Consider the following 18,108-nt stretch of genomic DNA (forward strand, 5'->3'; position numbering starts at 1 on the left):
CCGGTCTGAATTTCATCTTGCCGGACAGCACAAACCAACATGCTCTAATAAAAATGCCGGCACTCGGCCGGCAATGACTTTGGGTTAGTTTAACGGGAATTCTGCTTTGGTGCACCCCGCTAAATCTGTGGAGCGGCAATTACACGTTGGCAGTTTCTTTGTCCGCTTTGCACTCTTCGCGTAGCGCACGGCGGAGGATTTTTCCTACGTTGGTCTTTGGCAGGTCTTCACGGAACTCCACCAGCTTAGGAACCTTGTAGCCGGTCAGGTGCTTACGGCAGTGCGCCAGCAACTCATCTTTGGTCAGTGACTGGTCTTTTTTAACCACGCACACTTTTACCACTTCGCCGGATACTTCGTGTGGTTCACCAATAGCCGCTACTTCCAGCACCTTGTCATGCATGGCGACAACGTCTTCGATTTCATTTGGATACACGTTGAAACCGGAAACCAGGATCATGTCTTTCTTACGGTCAACAATATGCAGGAAGCCATGCTCATCGAATTTGACGATATCGCCGGTAGACAGCCAGCCATCTTCGGTCAGTACTTCACTGGTTGCCTCTGGACGCTGCCAGTATCCCTGCATGACCTGTGGACCACGCACCTGAAGTTCGCCAATGCCGTCTTTGCCCAGAGGGCTGCCTTCATCGTCAACAATACGGACTTCAGTTGATGGGACCGGCAGACCAATCGAACCATTGTATTCAACGGTATCGTAAGGGTATGCAGCCACCAGCGGCGAACACTCCGTCAGGCCGTAACCTTCCATAAGGTGCTTGCCTGTCAGTTTAAACCAGCGTTCAGCCACTGCACGCTGTACAGCCATACCACCACCCACTGTCAGGCGCAGGTTGGAGAAATCCAGCTCGTGGAAATCTTCGTTGTTCAGCAGTGCATTGAACAGGGTGTTTACACCGGTCAGCGCAGTGAAAGGATATTTCTGCAGTTCCTTAACAAAGCCAGGGATATCACGTGGGTTGGTGATCAGCAGGTTCTGTCCACCCAGCTCAAGAATCAGCAGGCAGTTTACGGTCAGGGCAAACACGTGGTATAGCGGCAGTGCCGTCACGATCATTTCGCGCCCTTCAGCCAGCACCGGGCCATACATGCCTTTGGCCTGCATGACGTTGGCAACCATGTTGCGATGGGTCAACTCAGCCCCTTTCGCAAGGCCCGTTGTACCGCCGGTATATTGCAGGAATGCCGTATCTTCAGGGTTGATAAACGGCTTCACGTATTGCATCCGGCGGCCTTTGCGTAGTGCAAGGCGCATGGAGGTAGCATCCGGCAAGTGGTACTTGGGTACCATCTTCTTGATGTACTTCACCACAAAGTTAACCAGCGTACCTTTGGCGCGAGGCAATTGGTCACCGAGACTGGTCAGAACCACATGTTGGACACCGGTGTTCTTTACCACCTTCTCAAGGGTATGGGCAAAGTTTGAAACGATAACGATGGCCTTGGCACCGGAGTCATTCAGTTGGTGTTCCAGTTCGCGCGGGGTATACAGCGGGTTAACGTTAACCACAATACAGCCCGCTCGCAGAATACCGAAAATAGCGATTGGGTATTGCAGCAGGTTTGGCATCATCACTGCTACACGGTCGCCTTTCTTCAGCTTCAGTGAATTTTGCAAATAGGCAGCGAATGCACGAGAACGCTCTTCCAGCTTGCGGAAGGTCATTACCTGACCCATGTTGATAAATGCAGTCTGATCCGCATACTTCTGGACAGACTTTTCAAACATGTCGACCAGTGATGAATACATATCCGGATTGATTTCCGCTGGGACATCCGAAGGGTATCGGTCAAGCCAAACCTTCTCCACGAGGATTCTCCTGTTTAATTCACGGGCCTGGCCCGCTTTGAGAGCGCTAGGGTTAATACTTCAAACAAGCGTTTGACAATATGTACATTATATTTAACATGCGATTAACACAACAGTTTTAATCGCGTGTTTGAATTTCTGTCACAAACTGAATTATCTGGGTTGCTACTGCATCCGGACTGTCCATATGGCAGTGGTGCCCGCCATTAACCTTGACCAGTGTCAGATCCCGAAACCAGCTGTGACGTGCTTGTCCCTGCACGCCCCGAAGCTGAGGATAGCCCTCAGTACCGAGAATCGCGAGTACCGGACAGCAAATAGCTTCTACGAAAGCCCTCGCCTGTCCATCATCCATGCGATAAGGAGAAACCGCTTTAAGACGGCTGTCATGCCGCCAGACCAACCCTTCAACACCGGTTTCCAGTGAGCGGGTCACCATGGGCATAAGTTGGCCATCCGTCAGGCCTGAACCTTTGCGGCGAAGTTTCAGGGCCTGTTGTTCATCTCTGAGTATCCGTTTTGCCGTATTACGGTACTTCACCCGGCTGTGAAGCCCCGCTCTTAACCGGGTTGCCGCCCCTTCTGCCGGTTCCGACAGAGGCCCTAATGCCTCTATGGCAATAAAGCCGGCAATGTTTTCAGGGAAAGCTCCGGCATAACAGGATGCCACCATGCCACCGAGAGAATGGCCGACAAGGAACACCGGCCGCTGCAGCGTCAGTACAAACTGATGCAACACATCGGCATAATCCTGAAAAGTCTGGAAATGGCCTTCTGCACGGTGGAACGACTGACCGTGCCCCGGCCAGTCAGGCGCATAGAGATTAAATCGCCCTGCCAGTAATGGCATGAGCGTCTGGAAACTGGCAGAATTATCCAGCCAACCATGCAACAACACCAGAACGGGCGAATCCGGCTCAGCCAGCGAACGCTGAACGGCCAGTTTACCGTCCGGCAGGTTTACAACTATATTTTCTGCCATGTATTCCGTATGAAATTGTTCTTAGGTTGAACCTGCTCAAGGTGTAATAACTGTCTGGACCCGACCGGTTGATACACCAATGCCAAACCCAATACAGCCGCCCCAAGGGCAGCCTAAACCGGAATTGATATCATCCATAATGATTCGCTGCTGGACACGCCACAGCTGGCTTCCGGTACTGTCAATCACGGGGAAGGTATAACGGTATTCCCCCACTTTGCCTTCCTGGGTTCCGGCATAGTGACCGAGAACGGTTATCAACCGTCCCTTGGCATATTGTACGGGATCAATGAACCCTTTCACGTTTGCCAGGAAGCGGCCCTGGGCATCAGCATCCGGGTTAGGCCTTGCTCCGCTGGTAAGCGGAAAAGAAACCACTTCAATAACCGAGTTATCCTTCAGGTTTTGTACTGAAGCAATGACACCACCCAGCCGAATTTCTTTGCCTTTCAGCGCTTCACCACCGGCTTTAACCATTGTGTAATCTGAAAGCACCTCTTCGTCCGTTCCCTTGATACTCTCCGGAACGGTCGCGCAGCCTACCACAAAAAAAGCCATCAGCACAGCCACGATAAACCTAGCCATCTTGTTCTCCTTACTCGGAAATTTGCCTGACAACGAAGACGCGGGATTTATTCGTCAGACAAAGATATCGACACCAAACATTGCGATGAGTTCGTCCCGCTTTTGTTGGTTCATGACAGAAAGGTATTCGCTGAGGGCCTGGCGACTTTTTCCATCAGGCAAATCATAGTGGACTTGGGCATGGGCTTCACCGGCCATTTCAGGATTGCGGATACCACGGGCGACAGCCGCCGCGACCTCTGAGGGTTGCGGCGCTGATTGCGCATCGTCCGTGTTTGGGGATTTCTTTTTGTTCAGCGAAGGTCGGTTGACCTGCGCTGGCAATCCCTGTATCCGCACCATGGGATATCCTTCCGGCTCCGTTAACTCTTTCTATTTTCGTCGCTTATTCGCGACCTGGCAATTTTTTCCAGGCGACAGTGTCGCGGAGGTAGACCGGCGCGGCCTCTTCAGGCACAACGGTTTTCCCTTCTGCCAATGCCCGTTTTGCGATTACAGCCATATCCTGAGCTTCAGGATACAGTATGCCAACGTCCTCTGTTTCCAACCCCAGTGAGGATGCCAGTTCCGGATAGGCACTCCAGCCAGTTCCTGCCAGAGACCAGACATCGTCTTTTTCAGACAGTGCCAGTACATCCGGTGCAACCACTGCTTCAGCTACGACCGCCTGCCAGTCCCCACTTTCAGCTCGTTGGTACTGCCCGAAGTAAATCTCGCTCATGCGAGCGTCAATGGCAGCCAATACGTTGTGTTTTCCATGCAGGCGATAGCAGGCTTGCGCCATCGCTTCCAGTGTGGAGACGCCAATCATTGGCAGATCAGCGCCAAACGCCAGGCCCTGTGCAATACCGATGCCGATACGTACTCCGGTAAAACTCCCCGGCCCCTGTCCGAATGCCAACGCATCAACATCCTTCAGCGTGATGCCGGCTTCTTTCAGCACCTCATCAACCATAGGCAAAACACGGGTGGTGTGCTCGCGAGCCGCCAGCGCACTGCGTGAATACACTTCGTCACCGACCAGCAGTGCAACGGAACAGTTTTCGGTAGCCGTATCAACGGCGAGGATTTTTACAGTCATTCAGTCCTCAGGGCGCTCTTTGTCTTCGCTATGTTCAGTTAATTCCAGCGATCCATTAATGGAAGTCAGAAATTCACTGACTCGTTCCAGATCCCGGGTTCTAGGCATTGGCGGCAAACTTCTGAGGAAGGTAGCACCATACTGGCGGGTTACTAACCGGGTATCGCAAATGACCAGGACACCTTTATCGCTTTCATCGCGGATAAGGCGTCCGACTCCTTGCTTCAGGGTAATGACCGCATCAGGCAGTTGAACCAGTGAGAATGGATCGCCCCCCTGTAACCGGCAATCTTCGATCCGGGCTTTTAACAGCGGATCATCCGGTGCCGTAAAGGGCAATTTGTCGATAATAACACAGCTGAGTGCCTGTCCTCTAACATCAATCCCTTCCCAGAAGGCACCGGTAGCGACTAGCAATGCATTCCCCAGTTCAAGGTACTGGCTAAGTAACATCTGTTTCGATGTTTCACCCTGGGCCAGTACTGGCAGGGTTAATCGCTGACGGAATCCCTCAGCCAGATCACGTACCATCTGGTGGGAAGTGCAGAGGAAAAAGCAACGCCCCTGGTTTTGCTCCACGATTGGAGCAAGCATCGTTACCAGCTTGTCTGCGATGCCATAGCTGTTGGGCTCTGGCAAAAAGCGGGGCACACAAAGCAATGCCTGGTTTTCGTAGTCAAACGGGCTGGTTAATGTCAGTTGTTTCGCCGGCTGGAGCCCCAGGCGTTGGGTAAAGTGGCTGAAGTCATCATCAACTGCCAAGGTGGCAGAAGTGAAGATCCAGGCACCGGGTTGAGCTTCAATCTGTTCCCGGAATTTTTCCGCTACCGAAAGCGGTGTGATATTGAGGCTGAAATGATACTTACTGCACTCATACCAGTAGGAATACCCGGGAATGCTGGTGTCAGACAGCCGGGTCAGGCGATTTTTCAGCAGCGTTGCCCGTTCAAACGCGGAGTCCAGAAGCTGGCTTCGCCCAAGTGACAGTTTGGCCACTTCATGGAGCAGATCCAATGCCTCCGCGACCCTTTCCAATTCCCTGACCACCGGAGGGTTTTTAACCATCTCACGCCAGTTGCCCCGGTAACCCGGCTCCCCCAGTACCAGACGCAGGTCTGATGTACATTGGGAAAGGCGGTCGGCCACTTTTTCCAATTGACGGGTATCCCGAAGCTCTGTCCGGTAGGCAATGTTGACGTCTTTCGCGAGCTCCTGAAGCTGACGGCTCGATATGCTTTGGCCAAAATACTGACTGGCGATATCCGGGATCTGGTGGGCCTCGTCAAACACCAGTACATCCACTTCCGGGATCAACTCCCCAAACCCGGTATCTTTGAGCGCCAAATCCGCCATAAATAAATGGTGGTTAACCACCACCAGATCAGCTTCCATGGCCTTTTTACGGGCACGGACAACATAACAGTCTTTGTAGCTCGGGCAATCTTTTCCAAGGCAGTTGTCATTAGTGGAGGTAATGGATGGAATAACTGGGCTGTCCTCAGCAATCACATCGCATTCACCCAAATCACCGGTTTTGCTCTCGGATGCCCACTGGCGAATCTTAACCAACTGGGTCAATAACGTTGGGTCTGAGTGACCGTCATGGCTTTCAAGCACCTGTTTGCTGAGCCGCTCCGGGCAAAGATAGTTGGCACGCCCTTTTAGCAGTGCAATACGGCCGGTAAACCCCATGGCACTGGTAATGCGTGGCAGATCCCGGTGGAAGAGCTGGTCCTGCAGGCCTTTGGATCCGGTACTGATAATGACTTTTTTGCCACTTGCCAACGCAGGTACCAGGTAGGCAAAAGTCTTGCCCGTACCGGTCCCGGCTTCAACAACCAGTTGGGACTGCTTTTCAATCGCCGATGCAACGGCCAGCGCCATATCGGTCTGAGGCTGGCGGGGCTGGAAACCGGGAATCGCCTGGGCCAGCATCCCATCCGGGGCAAAAAATCGCTCTATCATTGTAAATCTATACAGTACTGTTTGAATGCATTATGCCATTGCTTCCGGTAAGGTGCTACGCAACCGGCTGACAGGTCAAATGACCCTGTCGTTATATACGAGCCGGGTGTTGCAAAAAGTGTGGCATGGGTCAAATAAGTTTGACCCTTCAATCAGAACAGAGTAAAAAATCTGTTCAACACTAAATCAAATCAACGATATGCAGGCCCCATGGAACGGAAAACGCTGTTGACCTACTGCCCAGACGCAAAAGGTCTTATCGCCCAAATCACCAATATTTGTTACAAGCACCAACTCAATATCATCCTGAACCGTGAATTCGTTGATCACGACAGTGGGCAGTTCTTTATGCGCACTGAACTGGAAGGTTACTTTAACGACCACACTTTCCTGCTGGATATCGACCGTACCCTGCCGCAGGGCAGCTACCGCAAGTTGGTCGATTCCCGCCGTAAGCGCATTGTTATCATGGTCACCAAGGAATCACATTGCCTTGGCGATATCCTGATGAAAGCCTTCGACGGTTCACTGGATGTCGATATTGCTGCCGTGGTCGGAAACTACGATACTCTGCAAGCACTGACAGAAAAGTTCGATATTCCTTACCACCATGTTTCCCATGAAGGCTTGAGCCGTGAGGAACATGAGCAGGCCATGCTGAGTGTTATCAGCCAGTATGAACCGGATTACATTATCCTGGCGAAGTACATGCGTGTACTGACAGAAAACTTTGTTGCCCAGTTCCCGGCCCGTATCATCAATATCCACCACAGCTTCCTGCCTGCCTTTATCGGTGCCCGTCCTTACCACCAGGCCTGGGTCCGCGGCGTAAAGATTATCGGTGCTACGGCGCACTTCGTTACCAATGACCTCGATGAAGGCCCAATCATCGGCCAGCATGTCATTCCGGTCGACCACACCTTCAGCGCAGAAGACATGGCAAAGTCCGGCCGGGATGTTGAAAAGCAGGTGCTGTCAAAAGCCCTGGGGATGGTGCTGGAAGACCGGGTGTTTGTGTGGGGAAACAAGACGGTGATTTTGTAAGCGAGTAGCGAGTAGCGAGTAGCGAGCAATTTACACCGATGTTCGGAGTGGCAGCAATCCCGCCACTCCAGACTCAACTCTCACTGCTTGCTCGATCTATTTGCTTTCGCTTTCAATTACCGCCCTCAGCGAAACCGGGTGCAGTTTGATACAAATATTGTCTCGCTTAAATGCTACAGTCGGGTTTGAAATCCGCTCCCCCTCACCTTTCGGAGAACTGCATTTAACCTTCACACCCATCCCTGGCAGATGCGCCCAGTTCTCTTCAAGAGCCGGGAAGAGTACCAGTACGTCTTCAAGCAAGGCTTCAACGGTTTCAGCTTTTGAGGGGATGACCCATTCTATATGCTCCCAGCCTTCAACCGGGTAACGCTTGTCTCCCGGATAGGGGAGCTCTACGCAATCTATGTTGCCGAAATCTGTGGTATATGCTTCATCAAGGCCAACAACAACGATTGGACGGCCATTGATAATATTCTCTGACAACAACTGGCCTTTTTTCATCCACGCCAACTGCAGGGCTTTTGCTGACTCCGTATTGTTTACCCGCAAGGCAATATGATCCGGCTGGAACGGCGTCATATCCAGACCGAGTAAATCAACCAGCACTTTCACCTCGGAAGTAAACGCTGTCAGCGAAGATTCCAGCTTTTCAACGGATAACGTATCGACAATCTTATTTTCCATCTTTTCTTCCATCTGCGTAGCACGCACATTCAGCGCATAACTATTCATAACGCCATTCTATGATACGTGAGGTCTCAACCAAGGACGGCCAACTGTTCCGCCATTGATTCCCTCGTATTTTCTTCAGCTTTACCCGTAGAAAAAATTCTTCATTATTCTTTATTTCGGGTTGCCAAAATACCGTGATTTATGGGTATTATTAGGGCCATTGACAGTCCGCATTCCCACATTTGACCTGTGGACTACCGCTATCTGCCAAATCATCGGACGAAAGATAGCATTTAGGAGCCCAGGACGGAAAGAATCTCCCCCGCAGGCGGAATGCACCAGGCACCGGCACAGCCACGTTGTACCGGTACTTCAATTAGATACTGAGCGCAAAAGGTAATCGAGTGAATATTCAAGCTCTTCTCAATGAAAAGGTCGCTGCTGCGATGACAGCAGCCGGAGCACCTGAAGGCAGCCCTGCGGCAGTAAGGCAGTCTGCAAAGGCCCAATTTGGTGATTATCAGGCCAACGGCGTAATGGGTGTAGCGAAGAAGCTGGGTTGTAATCCACGAGAATTTGCGCAGAAAGTTCTGGATAACCTGGACCTGTCTGAAATGGCAGAAAAGGTGGAAATCGCAGGCCCTGGCTTTATCAACATCTTCCTGAACGATGCATGGTTGGCCAAGCAGGCGGATATGGCTTTGACTGACTCTCGTCTCGCAGTCACCAAAGAAGCGCCTCAGACTATCGTTGTTGACTACTCAGCACCAAACGTTGCAAAAGAAATGCACGTTGGCCACCTGCGTTCAACCATCATCGGTGACGCTGTTGTGCGTACCCTTGAGTTCCTGGGTCACAACGTTATCCGTGCAAACCACCTTGGTGACTGGGGTACCCAATTCGGTATGCTGATCGCTAACATGGTTCGTAAAGAGCAGGATGGCGCTGACGTATCAATGAACATCAGCGACCTGGAAGGTTTCTACCGCGAATCTAAGATTCTTTATGATGAGGATCCGGAGTTTGGAGAAACTGCCCGTAACTACGTGGTACGCCTGCAAAGCGGTGATGAATACTGCAAAGAGAAGTGGAAGCAACTGGTTGAAATCACCCTTAAGCAAAACCAGCGCAACTACGACCGCCTGAGTGTTTCCCTGACTGACAAAGATGTTATGGGTGAAAGCACCTATAACAGCATGCTGCCAGGCATCGTTGCAGACCTGAAAGAAAAAGGCCTGGCTGTTGAAGATGACGGCGCAGTGGTTGTGTTCCTTGACGAGTACAAGAACAAAGACGGCGAGCCTATGGGTGTTATCATCCAGAAGCGTGACGGCGGCTACCTGTACACCACTACTGATATCGCCTGTGCCAAGTACCGTTACGAGAATCTGAACGCTGAACGTGTGCTGTACTTCATCGACTCCCGTCAGCACCAGCACCTGATGATGGCATGGACTATCGTGCGTAAAGCCGGTTATGTGCCTGAAGAAGTATCTCTGGAGCACCATGCGTTCGGTATGATGCTGGGCAAAGACGGTAAACCGTTCAAGACCCGTGCCGGTGGTACTGTTCGTCTGGCAGATCTGCTGGATGAAGCTGAAGAGCGTGCATTCAAGCTGATCGACAGCAAAGAGTCTGACTTCACCCAAGAAGAAAAGCGTCATATCGCAACAACTGTTGCAATGGCGTCTGTTAAGTATGCGGACCTGTCCAAGCACCGTACTACTGACTACATCTTCGACTGGGACAACATGCTGAGCTTCGAAGGTAACACCGCGCCATACATGCAGTACGCTTACACCCGTATCGCATCTATCTTCAACAAGGCCGGTATTAGCCCTGAAGACCTGGAAGGCAACATCATCCTGGCTGATGAAAAAGAAAAAGCACTGGCTTCAAAACTGCTGCAGTTCGAAGAAGCTGTACAGCAGGTTGCCCGTGAAGGCCTGCCACACATGATGTGTAGCTACCTCTACGAACTGGCTGGTGCCTTCTCAAGCTTCTACGAAGCGTGTCCAATCCTGAATTCAGAAGGTGAAACCAAGCAAAGCCGCCTGCGTCTGGCCGCTCTGACTGCTCGCACCATCAAGCAAGGTCTGGATCTGCTGGGTATTAACACCCTGGATCGCATGTAACATGCTTTGTATGGCAGACCATTAACCGTAATGGTCTGTTTAAAAATCCCCGCCCAGGATTTCCAGGCGGGGATTTTTTAATTCAAACTGAATCACTTACTGCCCGAACCGCACACCACTTTCTTCCAACCAACGATTTTGCTCTTCCGTACCCTCACGCCCTAAAACATCATTCCGGTGGGGAAAACAGCCGAACTGGGCGATGATATCGTGGTGCTTCACCGCGTAGTCATAGAACCCGGCAAATACCGGTTCATTTTGCTCGGAAACGCTGTCTCTAAGAGCCGCATAAAGATCGCAGCACTCTTGCTGGTCGGCTAAATCTTCTGAATGTTCGAGAGGGAGATAGAAAAACACCCGCTGAATGGGTGCAAGTTGTTGGTCAAAACCTTTCGCCAAACCAGCGCGGCAAGCTTTTCTCGCCAAGTGGTCTGATGCAAAAGCCCTAGCCTGTTTGCGGTAGATATTGCGGGTAAACTGGTCGAGAAGAATGACATAAGCAAGGTTACCTTCCGGGGTTTCCAGCCAATGCTCCAAAGCCCCTTCAGAAGCCATTACGACGCGATCACCAAACCTTTGCTTTATTTCCTCATCAATTTCTACGCCACCCATAAACCATAGTTTCTGGCGGTTCTCCTCACACACTTCCCCACTGATGGGGCCAAACCAAAAGTCCAGAATATCCTGATATTCGTCTTGCATTCCCGCCACTCCTATCATCCGTTGCATGATTCCCTGGTGCGTGATTTACTTGCACCAACTATCTATAACACAGTGACACAACTGATGAATACCTCAGCGTTTTCCCTGCATCCCCGCGTGGATGCCGATACTGATTGGATTGGTGACCTTCCGCTTTGCCGCGTGCTTTTACATAAGGAAAATATCGGCCCATGGCTTATCCTAGTTCCCCGTTATGAGGCATTGCGTGAAATCCACCACATGGGCGAAGATGACCAGATTCGCTTTATCAAGGAATCATCTTTTGTAGCCAGGCTTCTGGAAACAGCATTTAACCCGGAAAAAATCAATGTTGGCGCTTTGGGTAATATGGTTCCACAACTCCATGTTCACCATATCGCACGATTCAGCAATGACATCGCATGGCCAGGACCTGTTTGGGGAAATACCGACGGAACACTGAGAAACAAAGATGAACAAGAGGCGTTGGTTGCCTTGTTCAGGGAAAAGCTGAAAAATTTTACCGGTTTTATTCCGGCCTAATATACCCAGCCACCTCAAGATGCAGTTTTCAGCGAGAGTTGATTGGCTGTCAGTCAAGGCGCTGTTTTGACGATCTAGTGGCTCTAAATCAAGAAACAGCAACGCAGAATGAAAGCAAAACGCAGCGATAGATATCGCCGCGTTTTGCTCTCTTTAAACCACTAATTGGGTTATTCAGAAACGCACTGTCAGGGGAATTTCTGATGAGGATGTCAGCCAGTGATACCTGACATCTTCGCCTCCCAACCCAGTGTTTATCACAATGCGTTTTACCTTACCCTTTTTTTCCCAGACTCCGATCATCGCGTCTACACCATCCTGGCTTAAGCTGAACTTTTTCGCCAACTCAGAGCGAGTCGCTGTGCCGTGGTTTTCGATTGCCTGTCGCAAGTCTTGAAGAATCATTGGGCAAGTGCCTCCAATACCGGGTTCTCTTTTGCTTTACGTCGCAACATCAAAATCACAGCAATCACGACTAGAGCACAAATTGCGATAACCGAAATGCTGTAAACCGGTGTCACCGTGATTTGTGTCGCCTGGTAAAACACAGCTGCCGCGATATAACCGAACACAAATGTCCATCCGGCCACAAACAACATGAATGACTGGCCAAACTCGCGGGCATATGCACCAAGCGCCGCAGCACACGGGGTGTACAGGAGTACAAACAACAGGTAAGCAAAGGCTGCGCTGCCGCTGACAAAGTGGGACTGCAGGTTGCCAAAGATAGTTGAGTCCACACCTTGTTCTTCTGCAACAATATTTTTGTCGTGCAGATCTCCGACCTCAATGCCCAGCGGGTCGCTGTAGCTCAGGCTGGCCAGATTATCAGGAATGGATTGCAGTGCTTCCTTCAGGCTGCCCAGCAGATCGTACTCTCCGCCATCTTCACCGCTACCGGTGGCGTACAGGCTGTTCAGCGTACCTACAACCGCTTCTTTTGCGAAAATACCAGTAATGATACCAACAGTCGCCTGCCAGTTATCCTGCTTCACGCCAATAGGCTCAAACACAGGTGTCACGACCTGGGCAACCTTGGAAAGCACAGAATTCTTGGAATCCTGGTTGCCGAACGTGCCATCCATACCCAGTGAATTGAAGAAGCTCAGAATAGCAACGACCAGCACGATGGTTTTACCCGAGCCGAGGACAAATTTCTTCAGCTTATGCCAGGTCTTGATAACCACGTTACGAACGGTAGGCAGTTCGTAGCTGGGCATTTCCATAATAAAGCTGTCGCTGTTCCCCGGATAAAGCGTGTGGCGCAGCACTACACCGGTCAGTACGGCCGCCAGGATACCCAGCAGATAAAGCAGGAACACAACATTCTGGCCGTTATCCGGGAAAAACGCGGCAGCAAACAACGCAAATACCGGCAGGCGAGCACCACAGGACATAAACGGAACCATAGCCGCAGTCAGTTTACGCTCACGCTCTTGTTCCAGGGTACGGGTTGCCATAACAGCCGGGACGTTGCAGCCAAAACCGAGAATAAGCGGTACAAACGCTTTACCCGGCAGGCCAATCTTCTGCATCAGGTGGTCAAGGACAAAAGCAGCACGCGCCATATAACCTGAACTTTCCAACACGGACAGGAACAGGTACATCGCTGCAATAACCGGGATAAAGGTAGCAACGGTCTGAATACCACCGCCAAAACCGTCAGCCAGTACAGTCACCAGCCAGTCAGGTAGGTGACCGTCCAGCAGGTAATGACCACCTTCGACCAATACCGCACCAAAGCTGATATCAAAGAAGTCAATGAATGCACTGCCGATGTTAATGGCAAACATAAACATCAAGTACATCACACCGAGAAAAATGGGGATACCGGCAAAACGGTTCAGCAGTATGCTGTCAATCATGTCACTGGCATGACGGCTCAGTGCCCCCTGCTGGCGACGGATTTCAGTACATATTTTATGCAGGAATGTATAGCGGGTATCCGCCACGGCAAGCTCAAGATCAATGTCGACTGCAAGTTTATTGCGGAGATTACAGACCTTGGCACGATCTTCTTCACCCAGTCTGTTAATAACCAGGGCGTCATCCTCCAGGATCCGGATAGCCATGGCACGGGCATCGTCAATTCCGTCAAAATCGACAGTATTCATTACCTCTGCAATAGCATTTTCAATCTCGGAACCATAAGTCAATTCCATCGGCGAATGGCGCACACCCTGTGCCAACAGCTTATGCAAACGTGATTTAAAGCCATCTACCTGGCTCTTGTTTGTTGCAGACAGCGCAAAAACCGAGCACCCGAGGTGTTTTTCCAGCTTATCAATATCGATAACCTGCCCCAAACGCTGCACGGCATCCAGTTTATTTAAAACCACGACCATTGGCTTACCCAGCTCACGAAGCTGCAAGGTCATGTAAAGACCGCGCTCGAGAGATGTGGCATCAACGACATTAATAATCACATCTGCATCAGCATTATAGATAGCGCTCGAAGCAATGGTTTCATCAAGGCTGTTCAGGTCGTTACCACTATCAAGAGAGTAAATCCCTGGCAGGTCCGTCAGGGAAAACAGATCACCGGAACATTCATATTGGCCGGTTTTTTTCTCAACGGTTACGCCCGCCCAGTTGCCAACCTGTTGTTTTGCACCCGTCAGACCATTAAAGAGTGTGGTTTTACCGCTGTTAGGGTTACCAACTGTCAAAAGTGTATAAGTGGTCATTTCGGTGTTACCTCAATACATTCAGCGAGTGACTTACGGATAGCAACATCAACGCCTCTCACTCGTACTTGAATCGGGTCACCCATTGGTGCAACACGCACTTTGGTAATCGCCGTTTGAGGAAGAATTCCCATTACCATCAGCTTTTTACGCGTAGCTGATGACACTGCTTCCAGTGAAAAAACCGTTGCTTCTGCTCCAGAAGCCAAGTCGGCTAACTTCATCGTCACCCACCTAAATGAAAATTATTGTCATTACGTTTCAGATTTTACGCTGACAACTCAGAAAAGAATTGAGTTAAATCAATAAACTCATTTTGCAGGAATGAAATGAAGCTGTTTTTTTATCCACTTGTCTTCCGAGATACCTTACACACCGGAAAAACTTGCGTTAAAACCGTTAATTGCAGAATTGAAGTGGCTAATAATTGACACTTTCAGTACGAAAACTTTTCCTAAAATACGTCAAAAACAAAAATAACAACGGAATAATATTTAACAATTACAGTTAGTTATACTGACTTTGAGTTAGATAAACCGCCAAGACAAAAAACTGTCACAAAACTCATAACGCCTTAATGGGTTAATTCGTTATAAATACTTCCATCAACAAAGCGTTGGACCTAGTACGCAGGTACGTGGCACAAGCCACGTATCTCCGGCAGCAAGCGAAGGTGTCATTGGCACCCGTGATATGGTCTCCCCGGCCATATCACGCTCTTTTTTTCTTTGGCTTTTCCCCTCTTACACTTGAAATCAGCCCGCTTTAAGAACCGGTCATAGGTACCTGCAGCACTATGCGATACACGGATGCCCCCGATAGCATGTACAAGCAATTAACCTGATCGACCCTTGAAACTCGGTTCCGGGTGCGAGCGCCAAGCTGTTGGTCTGTTGGTCTGTTGGTCTGTTGGCAAACCGGGCAACGAGCTTTTGGAAGATGACAGTCGGAAGGAATGACGAAAAAAGTGGTTCGATTAATAGAGCCACAAAACACTTGGGAGCGAGTGATACCCAGCCTTAAGACTGCCAGAAACTAATATTCTTTGTTCCGGCTCATATACTGACTGGGGGTCTCCCCGTATTTAGCTTTAAACCGGGCGCCAAAGTAAGACAGTTCGTTAAAACCACACTCTTCCGCTACGTCAGAAACAAGGCAATTTTCGTTCAGCAATATCTCGGCAGCACGTTCAAGCCTGTACTGGGTTAAAAAGTCACGGAAAGTCTGTTTATAGACCTTCTGGAACCTACGCTGGATACTTCGTTCTGACAGGTGCAGTCTACTTGCCAGTTCAGCCAGGGAAAATGCAGGATCAGAAAAGCGTTCACTGACAACAGTTTCAACCTGGCTCTGCCATAGTGAGTACTGCAAGGCTTGAGTCTTATTACCCTCCCCTTCTGTTATCGGCAAAGGGGAAAGCGTTGATTCCAGAGGCAGGACTGCCTGGATGGTGCCAGATGAATCAGATACCTTTGGAAGGTATTGCTTTGCAGGTACATTGCTTTCAGTTCGCCGCAGTGTCCTTATTGAACGAGGACGGATTGCGGTTATCTCCTTGCTGGCCGCAACCGTATCCAACTGTTTTTGCAGGAATTCAGCATCATTAAGAGAAGACTGTACAGACTCTTCATGACTGATACCCGCTTCTTCATCTATCTGCCTGCGATAAATGAACACACACAAAAGAACCCCACTCAGCAAGGTACCAAACCCAACCAGTATATAGAGAGGCACTATTGGCTCGGATTTAACGTTGAAAGTAACATCCGTATGGGCATAGGGTGGGACAGACTGGTGAATATGAAGCCTAAAATCCCCACTCTGGTCAGCAAGGTCTGTGATATGACCATGAGGTGCATGCTTCCATTCGGAAGCCCCGTTCTCACTCTCTACCTGGTATTTTATCCCGACATGGGGAAGTAACGGGTCAGATTGAATTACCAGTGTGTGTTCAAGTCCTTTTCGCAAAATAGGCCATGACTGCCTGTCATCTTGCGAATAAGGTGTCACATCAAATGAAGGGAGACGGGCCGACAGAATATCCCTCACCAAAGAGACTGGCGTTGAAGAAACCTCATCTTCAGAAACGGTTATCAGGGACTCACCAAAAATCCCGCATCTGTTTAATCTTTCAGACTTCCAGGATGTCCACTTTACCCCGTTGAAAACAACGTTATTTGAATAAACAGCCCACAACCCCTGCCCTGGACTGGCTTTACATACCGGAATAGCATCAAGGGCAACTTCCTCCTGAATTAATTCAGTCGAATCTTTAGCAAACTCCAACTTCCATTTTTGGCCCTGAGATTCAACATACATCCTATTAATGCCGTCAAAATAGATATTGTCGATCACTCCCATTGAGGGCAAAAATCGGAAGAAGCTGCCATGAACATACTGGTACAACCCCTGGTTACTGCCGAGCCAAATACCGTAAAGTCCGGTGTCTACGAGTGACGAAATCTCTGTATTTGCCGCATCACCCTCGACCCAAAATGTATGCAAAGTATTTACCGTGCCAGTTTCAGGCCACCAGCGAAACAACTCACCGGTACCGGTAAGCCACAATGTGTCAAAACCGTCAATAAACAGTTCATTGACATAGATATTATCAATTTGTGCAGGGACAGTTGTGTAAAGCCTTTCGAGAGTTAATGTATCGAAAGAGTACAATCGTCCTGATATTGTTGCCCAAAGAACCGACTTTCTCTCAACCAGCGAAGTCACTTCTCCAGAAACGCGTACTTCAGCCAGCTGATTGAGGTACTGATCTGCACGGACAATCCTGCCTCCTCGAGCCCAGAATATACCATCTTCACCAATCAGGCTTATGGCTCCGTCACTCGGCAAAGAGCGGGACTTGGTCGGAATCAGGTTTGATAACCACATCGTCCGAACACCACGCTCATCTGACACCCATATCCTCCCGTACTCATCAATAACAGTGCTGGCAGTCGGGTCAAAAGCCGAGCTGAATGCCGGCTCTTCCATCTCATCAGGGTTCCAAACAAAAAGCCCCCGATCTGACACGATGAATAAGGTGTGGTTGTAAGAAAGTACATCCTGAATTTTCACACCGGTATAAACCGTTTTAATTTCAGTATGTTTATTTGATATAGCCGTCAGTTGGGAGTCCGAAGCTACGATTATGCCATAGTCTGTAGCCCAAATACCGGTAATGGCATTTCTTGTAGGTAGTTTGACCTGTGAAAAACGCCCTTCTTCGAACTTGAATAAACTACGGTAGCTGGCAATGTATACGTGTTTTCCTCTGCTGCCGAGAAAAGCAATTTCTTTAACAGGTACATCAATGGACGCCAGTTGGGCTCCTTCCTGCAAACTTTTTCCATCCACCCGGTATAGGGACTTGCCCGACGCCAGCCACAGGTAGCTATCTGTTGAAGAGAGCAACCATTTGCCAGAATGCGGCAGGTTTGCTGCAACGCCATTTTTTCCTGAACCAATGCTGAAATAGCGCAACTGGTTACGAACAACCTGATAAAGATCAGACTGATAGAAAACGGCCGGTATCGTGATGGAAGGCTGAATATCCGACAGGTGTTTATCCCCGGCATAAACAGATTGGACAACACCTTCGCCGTCTACACTCCAAACCTTGCCGGCCTGCGTTACCAAGCGATAGCTTTCTGACTGGATGACAGCGGAACTTTCAGGTGCAGCAACGACCGCAAATTCAGATAGCAGGGTAATGATGGCCGATATAAAGGCAAAAAGTACCATCCTTGGTTTTAGCCATTTCATTAACATGTTGCTCGATTCATTGCTGACGGATGTAAGTGGCGGGAAGAAAAACAACCTCAAGTCTGAGTTAGATAGCCCTTATATGCAATAACGCGCATTTCGCAGTGAGAATCGATTCACAATAAAAAAAGCCCTCC

At 49.8% G+C, this 18,108-nt stretch carries 15 protein-coding genes; 3 read left to right on the forward strand and 12 right to left on the reverse strand.

All coding sequences use genetic code 11. The annotated features are described in order from the left end of the window. Positions 1-139: 139 nt before the first annotated feature. From fadD to NF212_RS11945, 6 genes are all read right to left on the reverse strand, one after another. A complete protein-coding gene (gene fadD, locus NF212_RS11920) occupies positions 140-1,831 on the reverse strand; it encodes a long-chain-fatty-acid--CoA ligase FadD (protein WP_434355883.1) in 1,692 nt (563 codons plus the stop codon). 118 nt (positions 1,832-1,949) lie between these two features. Beyond that, a complete protein-coding gene (locus NF212_RS11925; RefSeq protein ID WP_434355885.1) occupies positions 1,950-2,813 on the reverse strand; it encodes an alpha/beta fold hydrolase in 864 nt (287 codons plus the stop codon). A 36-nt stretch (positions 2,814-2,849) separates the two neighbouring features. After that, a complete protein-coding gene (locus NF212_RS11930) occupies positions 2,850-3,398 on the reverse strand; it encodes a Slp family lipoprotein (RefSeq protein ID WP_434355887.1) in 549 nt (182 codons plus the stop codon). 54 nt (positions 3,399-3,452) lie between these two features. Beyond that, the gene (locus NF212_RS11935; protein WP_434355889.1) at positions 3,453-3,740 is read right to left on the reverse strand and encodes a chromosome segregation ATPase; all 288 of its coding nucleotides are present in this window, start codon (positions 3,738-3,740) and stop codon (positions 3,453-3,455) included. A gap of 43 nt (positions 3,741-3,783) precedes the next feature. Further along, positions 3,784-4,479 (reverse strand): tRNA (adenosine(37)-N6)-threonylcarbamoyltransferase complex dimerization subunit type 1 TsaB, encoded by a 696-nt coding sequence (gene tsaB / locus NF212_RS11940; RefSeq protein WP_434355891.1) that lies wholly within the window; start codon positions 4,477-4,479, stop codon positions 3,784-3,786. Continuing rightward, positions 4,480-6,444 carry an ATP-dependent DNA helicase gene (locus NF212_RS11945; RefSeq protein WP_434355893.1) on the reverse strand — a complete coding sequence of 655 codons (1,965 nt, stop codon included), beginning with the start codon at positions 6,442-6,444 and terminating at the stop codon, positions 4,480-4,482. A gap of 210 nt (positions 6,445-6,654) precedes the next feature. Between NF212_RS11945 and purU the strand changes: the two genes are divergently transcribed. Continuing rightward, positions 6,655-7,488: a formyltetrahydrofolate deformylase gene (purU, locus tag NF212_RS11950; protein WP_054672376.1), complete on the forward strand. Its 834-nt coding sequence runs from the start codon at positions 6,655-6,657 to the stop codon at positions 7,486-7,488. A 96-nt stretch (positions 7,489-7,584) separates the two neighbouring features. Here the strand turns inward: purU and NF212_RS11955 are convergent, their stop codons facing one another. Beyond that, positions 7,585-8,175, reverse strand: a complete 591-nt coding sequence (locus NF212_RS11955) for a VOC family protein (RefSeq protein WP_434355896.1) — start codon at positions 8,173-8,175, stop codon at positions 7,585-7,587. Between the two features lie 392 nt (positions 8,176-8,567). On the opposite strand from NF212_RS11955, the gene argS reads away from it, so the two are divergent. After that, positions 8,568-10,298 carry an arginine--tRNA ligase gene (gene argS, locus NF212_RS11960; RefSeq protein ID WP_434355898.1) on the forward strand — a complete coding sequence of 577 codons (1,731 nt, stop codon included), beginning with the start codon at positions 8,568-8,570 and terminating at the stop codon, positions 10,296-10,298. Between the two features lie 96 nt (positions 10,299-10,394). Here the strand turns inward: argS and NF212_RS11965 are convergent, their stop codons facing one another. After that, on the reverse strand, positions 10,395-11,000 hold the full coding sequence (locus NF212_RS11965) for a DUF924 family protein (protein ID WP_434355900.1): 606 nt from the start codon (positions 10,998-11,000) through the stop codon (positions 10,395-10,397). Positions 11,001-11,084: 84 nt separating this feature from the next. Here NF212_RS11965 and NF212_RS11970 point away from each other — a divergent pair, with 84 nt between their 5' ends. Continuing rightward, positions 11,085-11,522, forward strand: a complete 438-nt coding sequence (locus tag NF212_RS11970) for an HIT domain-containing protein (RefSeq protein WP_434360876.1) — start codon at positions 11,085-11,087, stop codon at positions 11,520-11,522. A gap of 174 nt (positions 11,523-11,696) precedes the next feature. On the opposite strand, the gene NF212_RS11975 is transcribed toward NF212_RS11970, so the two are convergent. The 4 genes from NF212_RS11975 to NF212_RS11990 all read right to left on the reverse strand — a co-directional run bounded on the left by NF212_RS11975 (position 11,697) and on the right by NF212_RS11990 (position 17,971). Next, complete coding sequence (locus NF212_RS11975) at positions 11,697-11,927, reverse strand: FeoC-like transcriptional regulator (RefSeq protein WP_434355902.1); 231 nt, start codon at positions 11,925-11,927, stop codon at positions 11,697-11,699. After that, entirely contained in the window at positions 11,924-14,209 is a 2,286-nt protein-coding gene (gene feoB, locus NF212_RS11980; protein ID WP_434355904.1) for a Fe(2+) transporter permease subunit FeoB, read from the reverse strand. The genes NF212_RS11975 and feoB overlap by 4 nt, the downstream gene beginning before the upstream one ends. Next, the gene (locus NF212_RS11985) at positions 14,206-14,433 is read right to left on the reverse strand and encodes a FeoA family protein (RefSeq protein ID WP_434355906.1); all 228 of its coding nucleotides are present in this window, start codon (positions 14,431-14,433) and stop codon (positions 14,206-14,208) included. Before NF212_RS11985 ends, feoB begins: the two co-directional genes overlap by 4 nt. A gap of 811 nt (positions 14,434-15,244) precedes the next feature. Next, on the reverse strand, positions 15,245-17,971 hold the full coding sequence (locus tag NF212_RS11990; protein ID WP_434355908.1) for a helix-turn-helix domain-containing protein: 2,727 nt from the start codon (positions 17,969-17,971) through the stop codon (positions 15,245-15,247). Positions 17,972-18,108: the final 137 nt, after the last annotated feature.

Origin of the sequence: Parasalinivibrio latis, assembly GCF_036825535.1 — a bacterium.
Classification (GTDB): Bacteria; Pseudomonadota; Gammaproteobacteria; order Enterobacterales; family Vibrionaceae; genus Parasalinivibrio; species Parasalinivibrio latis.

Bases quoted from the DNA above. Each gene is read 5' to 3' on its own strand.
- NF212_RS11925 (WP_434355885.1), bottom strand. From the start codon at position 2,813: ATGGCAGAAAATATAGTTGTAAACCTGCCGGACGGTAAACTGGCCGTT.
- NF212_RS11930 (WP_434355887.1), bottom strand. From the start codon at position 3,398: ATGGCTAGGTTTATCGTGGCTGTGCTGATGGCTTTTTTTGTGGTAGGC.
- NF212_RS11935 (WP_434355889.1), bottom strand. From the start codon at position 3,740: ATGGTGCGGATACAGGGATTGCCAGCGCAGGTCAACCGACCTTCGCTG.
- tsaB (WP_434355891.1), bottom strand. From the start codon at position 4,479: ATGACTGTAAAAATCCTCGCCGTTGATACGGCTACCGAAAACTGTTCC.
- NF212_RS11945 (WP_434355893.1), bottom strand. From the start codon at position 6,444: ATGATAGAGCGATTTTTTGCCCCGGATGGGATGCTGGCCCAGGCGATT.
- purU (WP_054672376.1), top strand. From the start codon at position 6,655: ATGGAACGGAAAACGCTGTTGACCTACTGCCCAGACGCAAAAGGTCTT.
- NF212_RS11955 (WP_434355896.1), bottom strand. From the start codon at position 8,175: ATGGAAAATAAGATTGTCGATACGTTATCCGTTGAAAAGCTGGAATCT.
- NF212_RS11965 (WP_434355900.1), bottom strand. From the start codon at position 11,000: ATGCAAGACGAATATCAGGATATTCTGGACTTTTGGTTTGGCCCCATC.
- NF212_RS11970 (WP_434360876.1), top strand. From the start codon at position 11,085: ATGAATACCTCAGCGTTTTCCCTGCATCCCCGCGTGGATGCCGATACT.
- NF212_RS11975 (WP_434355902.1), bottom strand. From the start codon at position 11,927: ATGATTCTTCAAGACTTGCGACAGGCAATCGAAAACCACGGCACAGCG.
- feoB (WP_434355904.1), bottom strand. From the start codon at position 14,209: ATGACCACTTATACACTTTTGACAGTTGGTAACCCTAACAGCGGTAAA.
- NF212_RS11985 (WP_434355906.1), bottom strand. From the start codon at position 14,433: ATGAAGTTAGCCGACTTGGCTTCTGGAGCAGAAGCAACGGTTTTTTCA.
- NF212_RS11990 (WP_434355908.1), bottom strand. From the start codon at position 17,971: ATGAAATGGCTAAAACCAAGGATGGTACTTTTTGCCTTTATATCGGCC.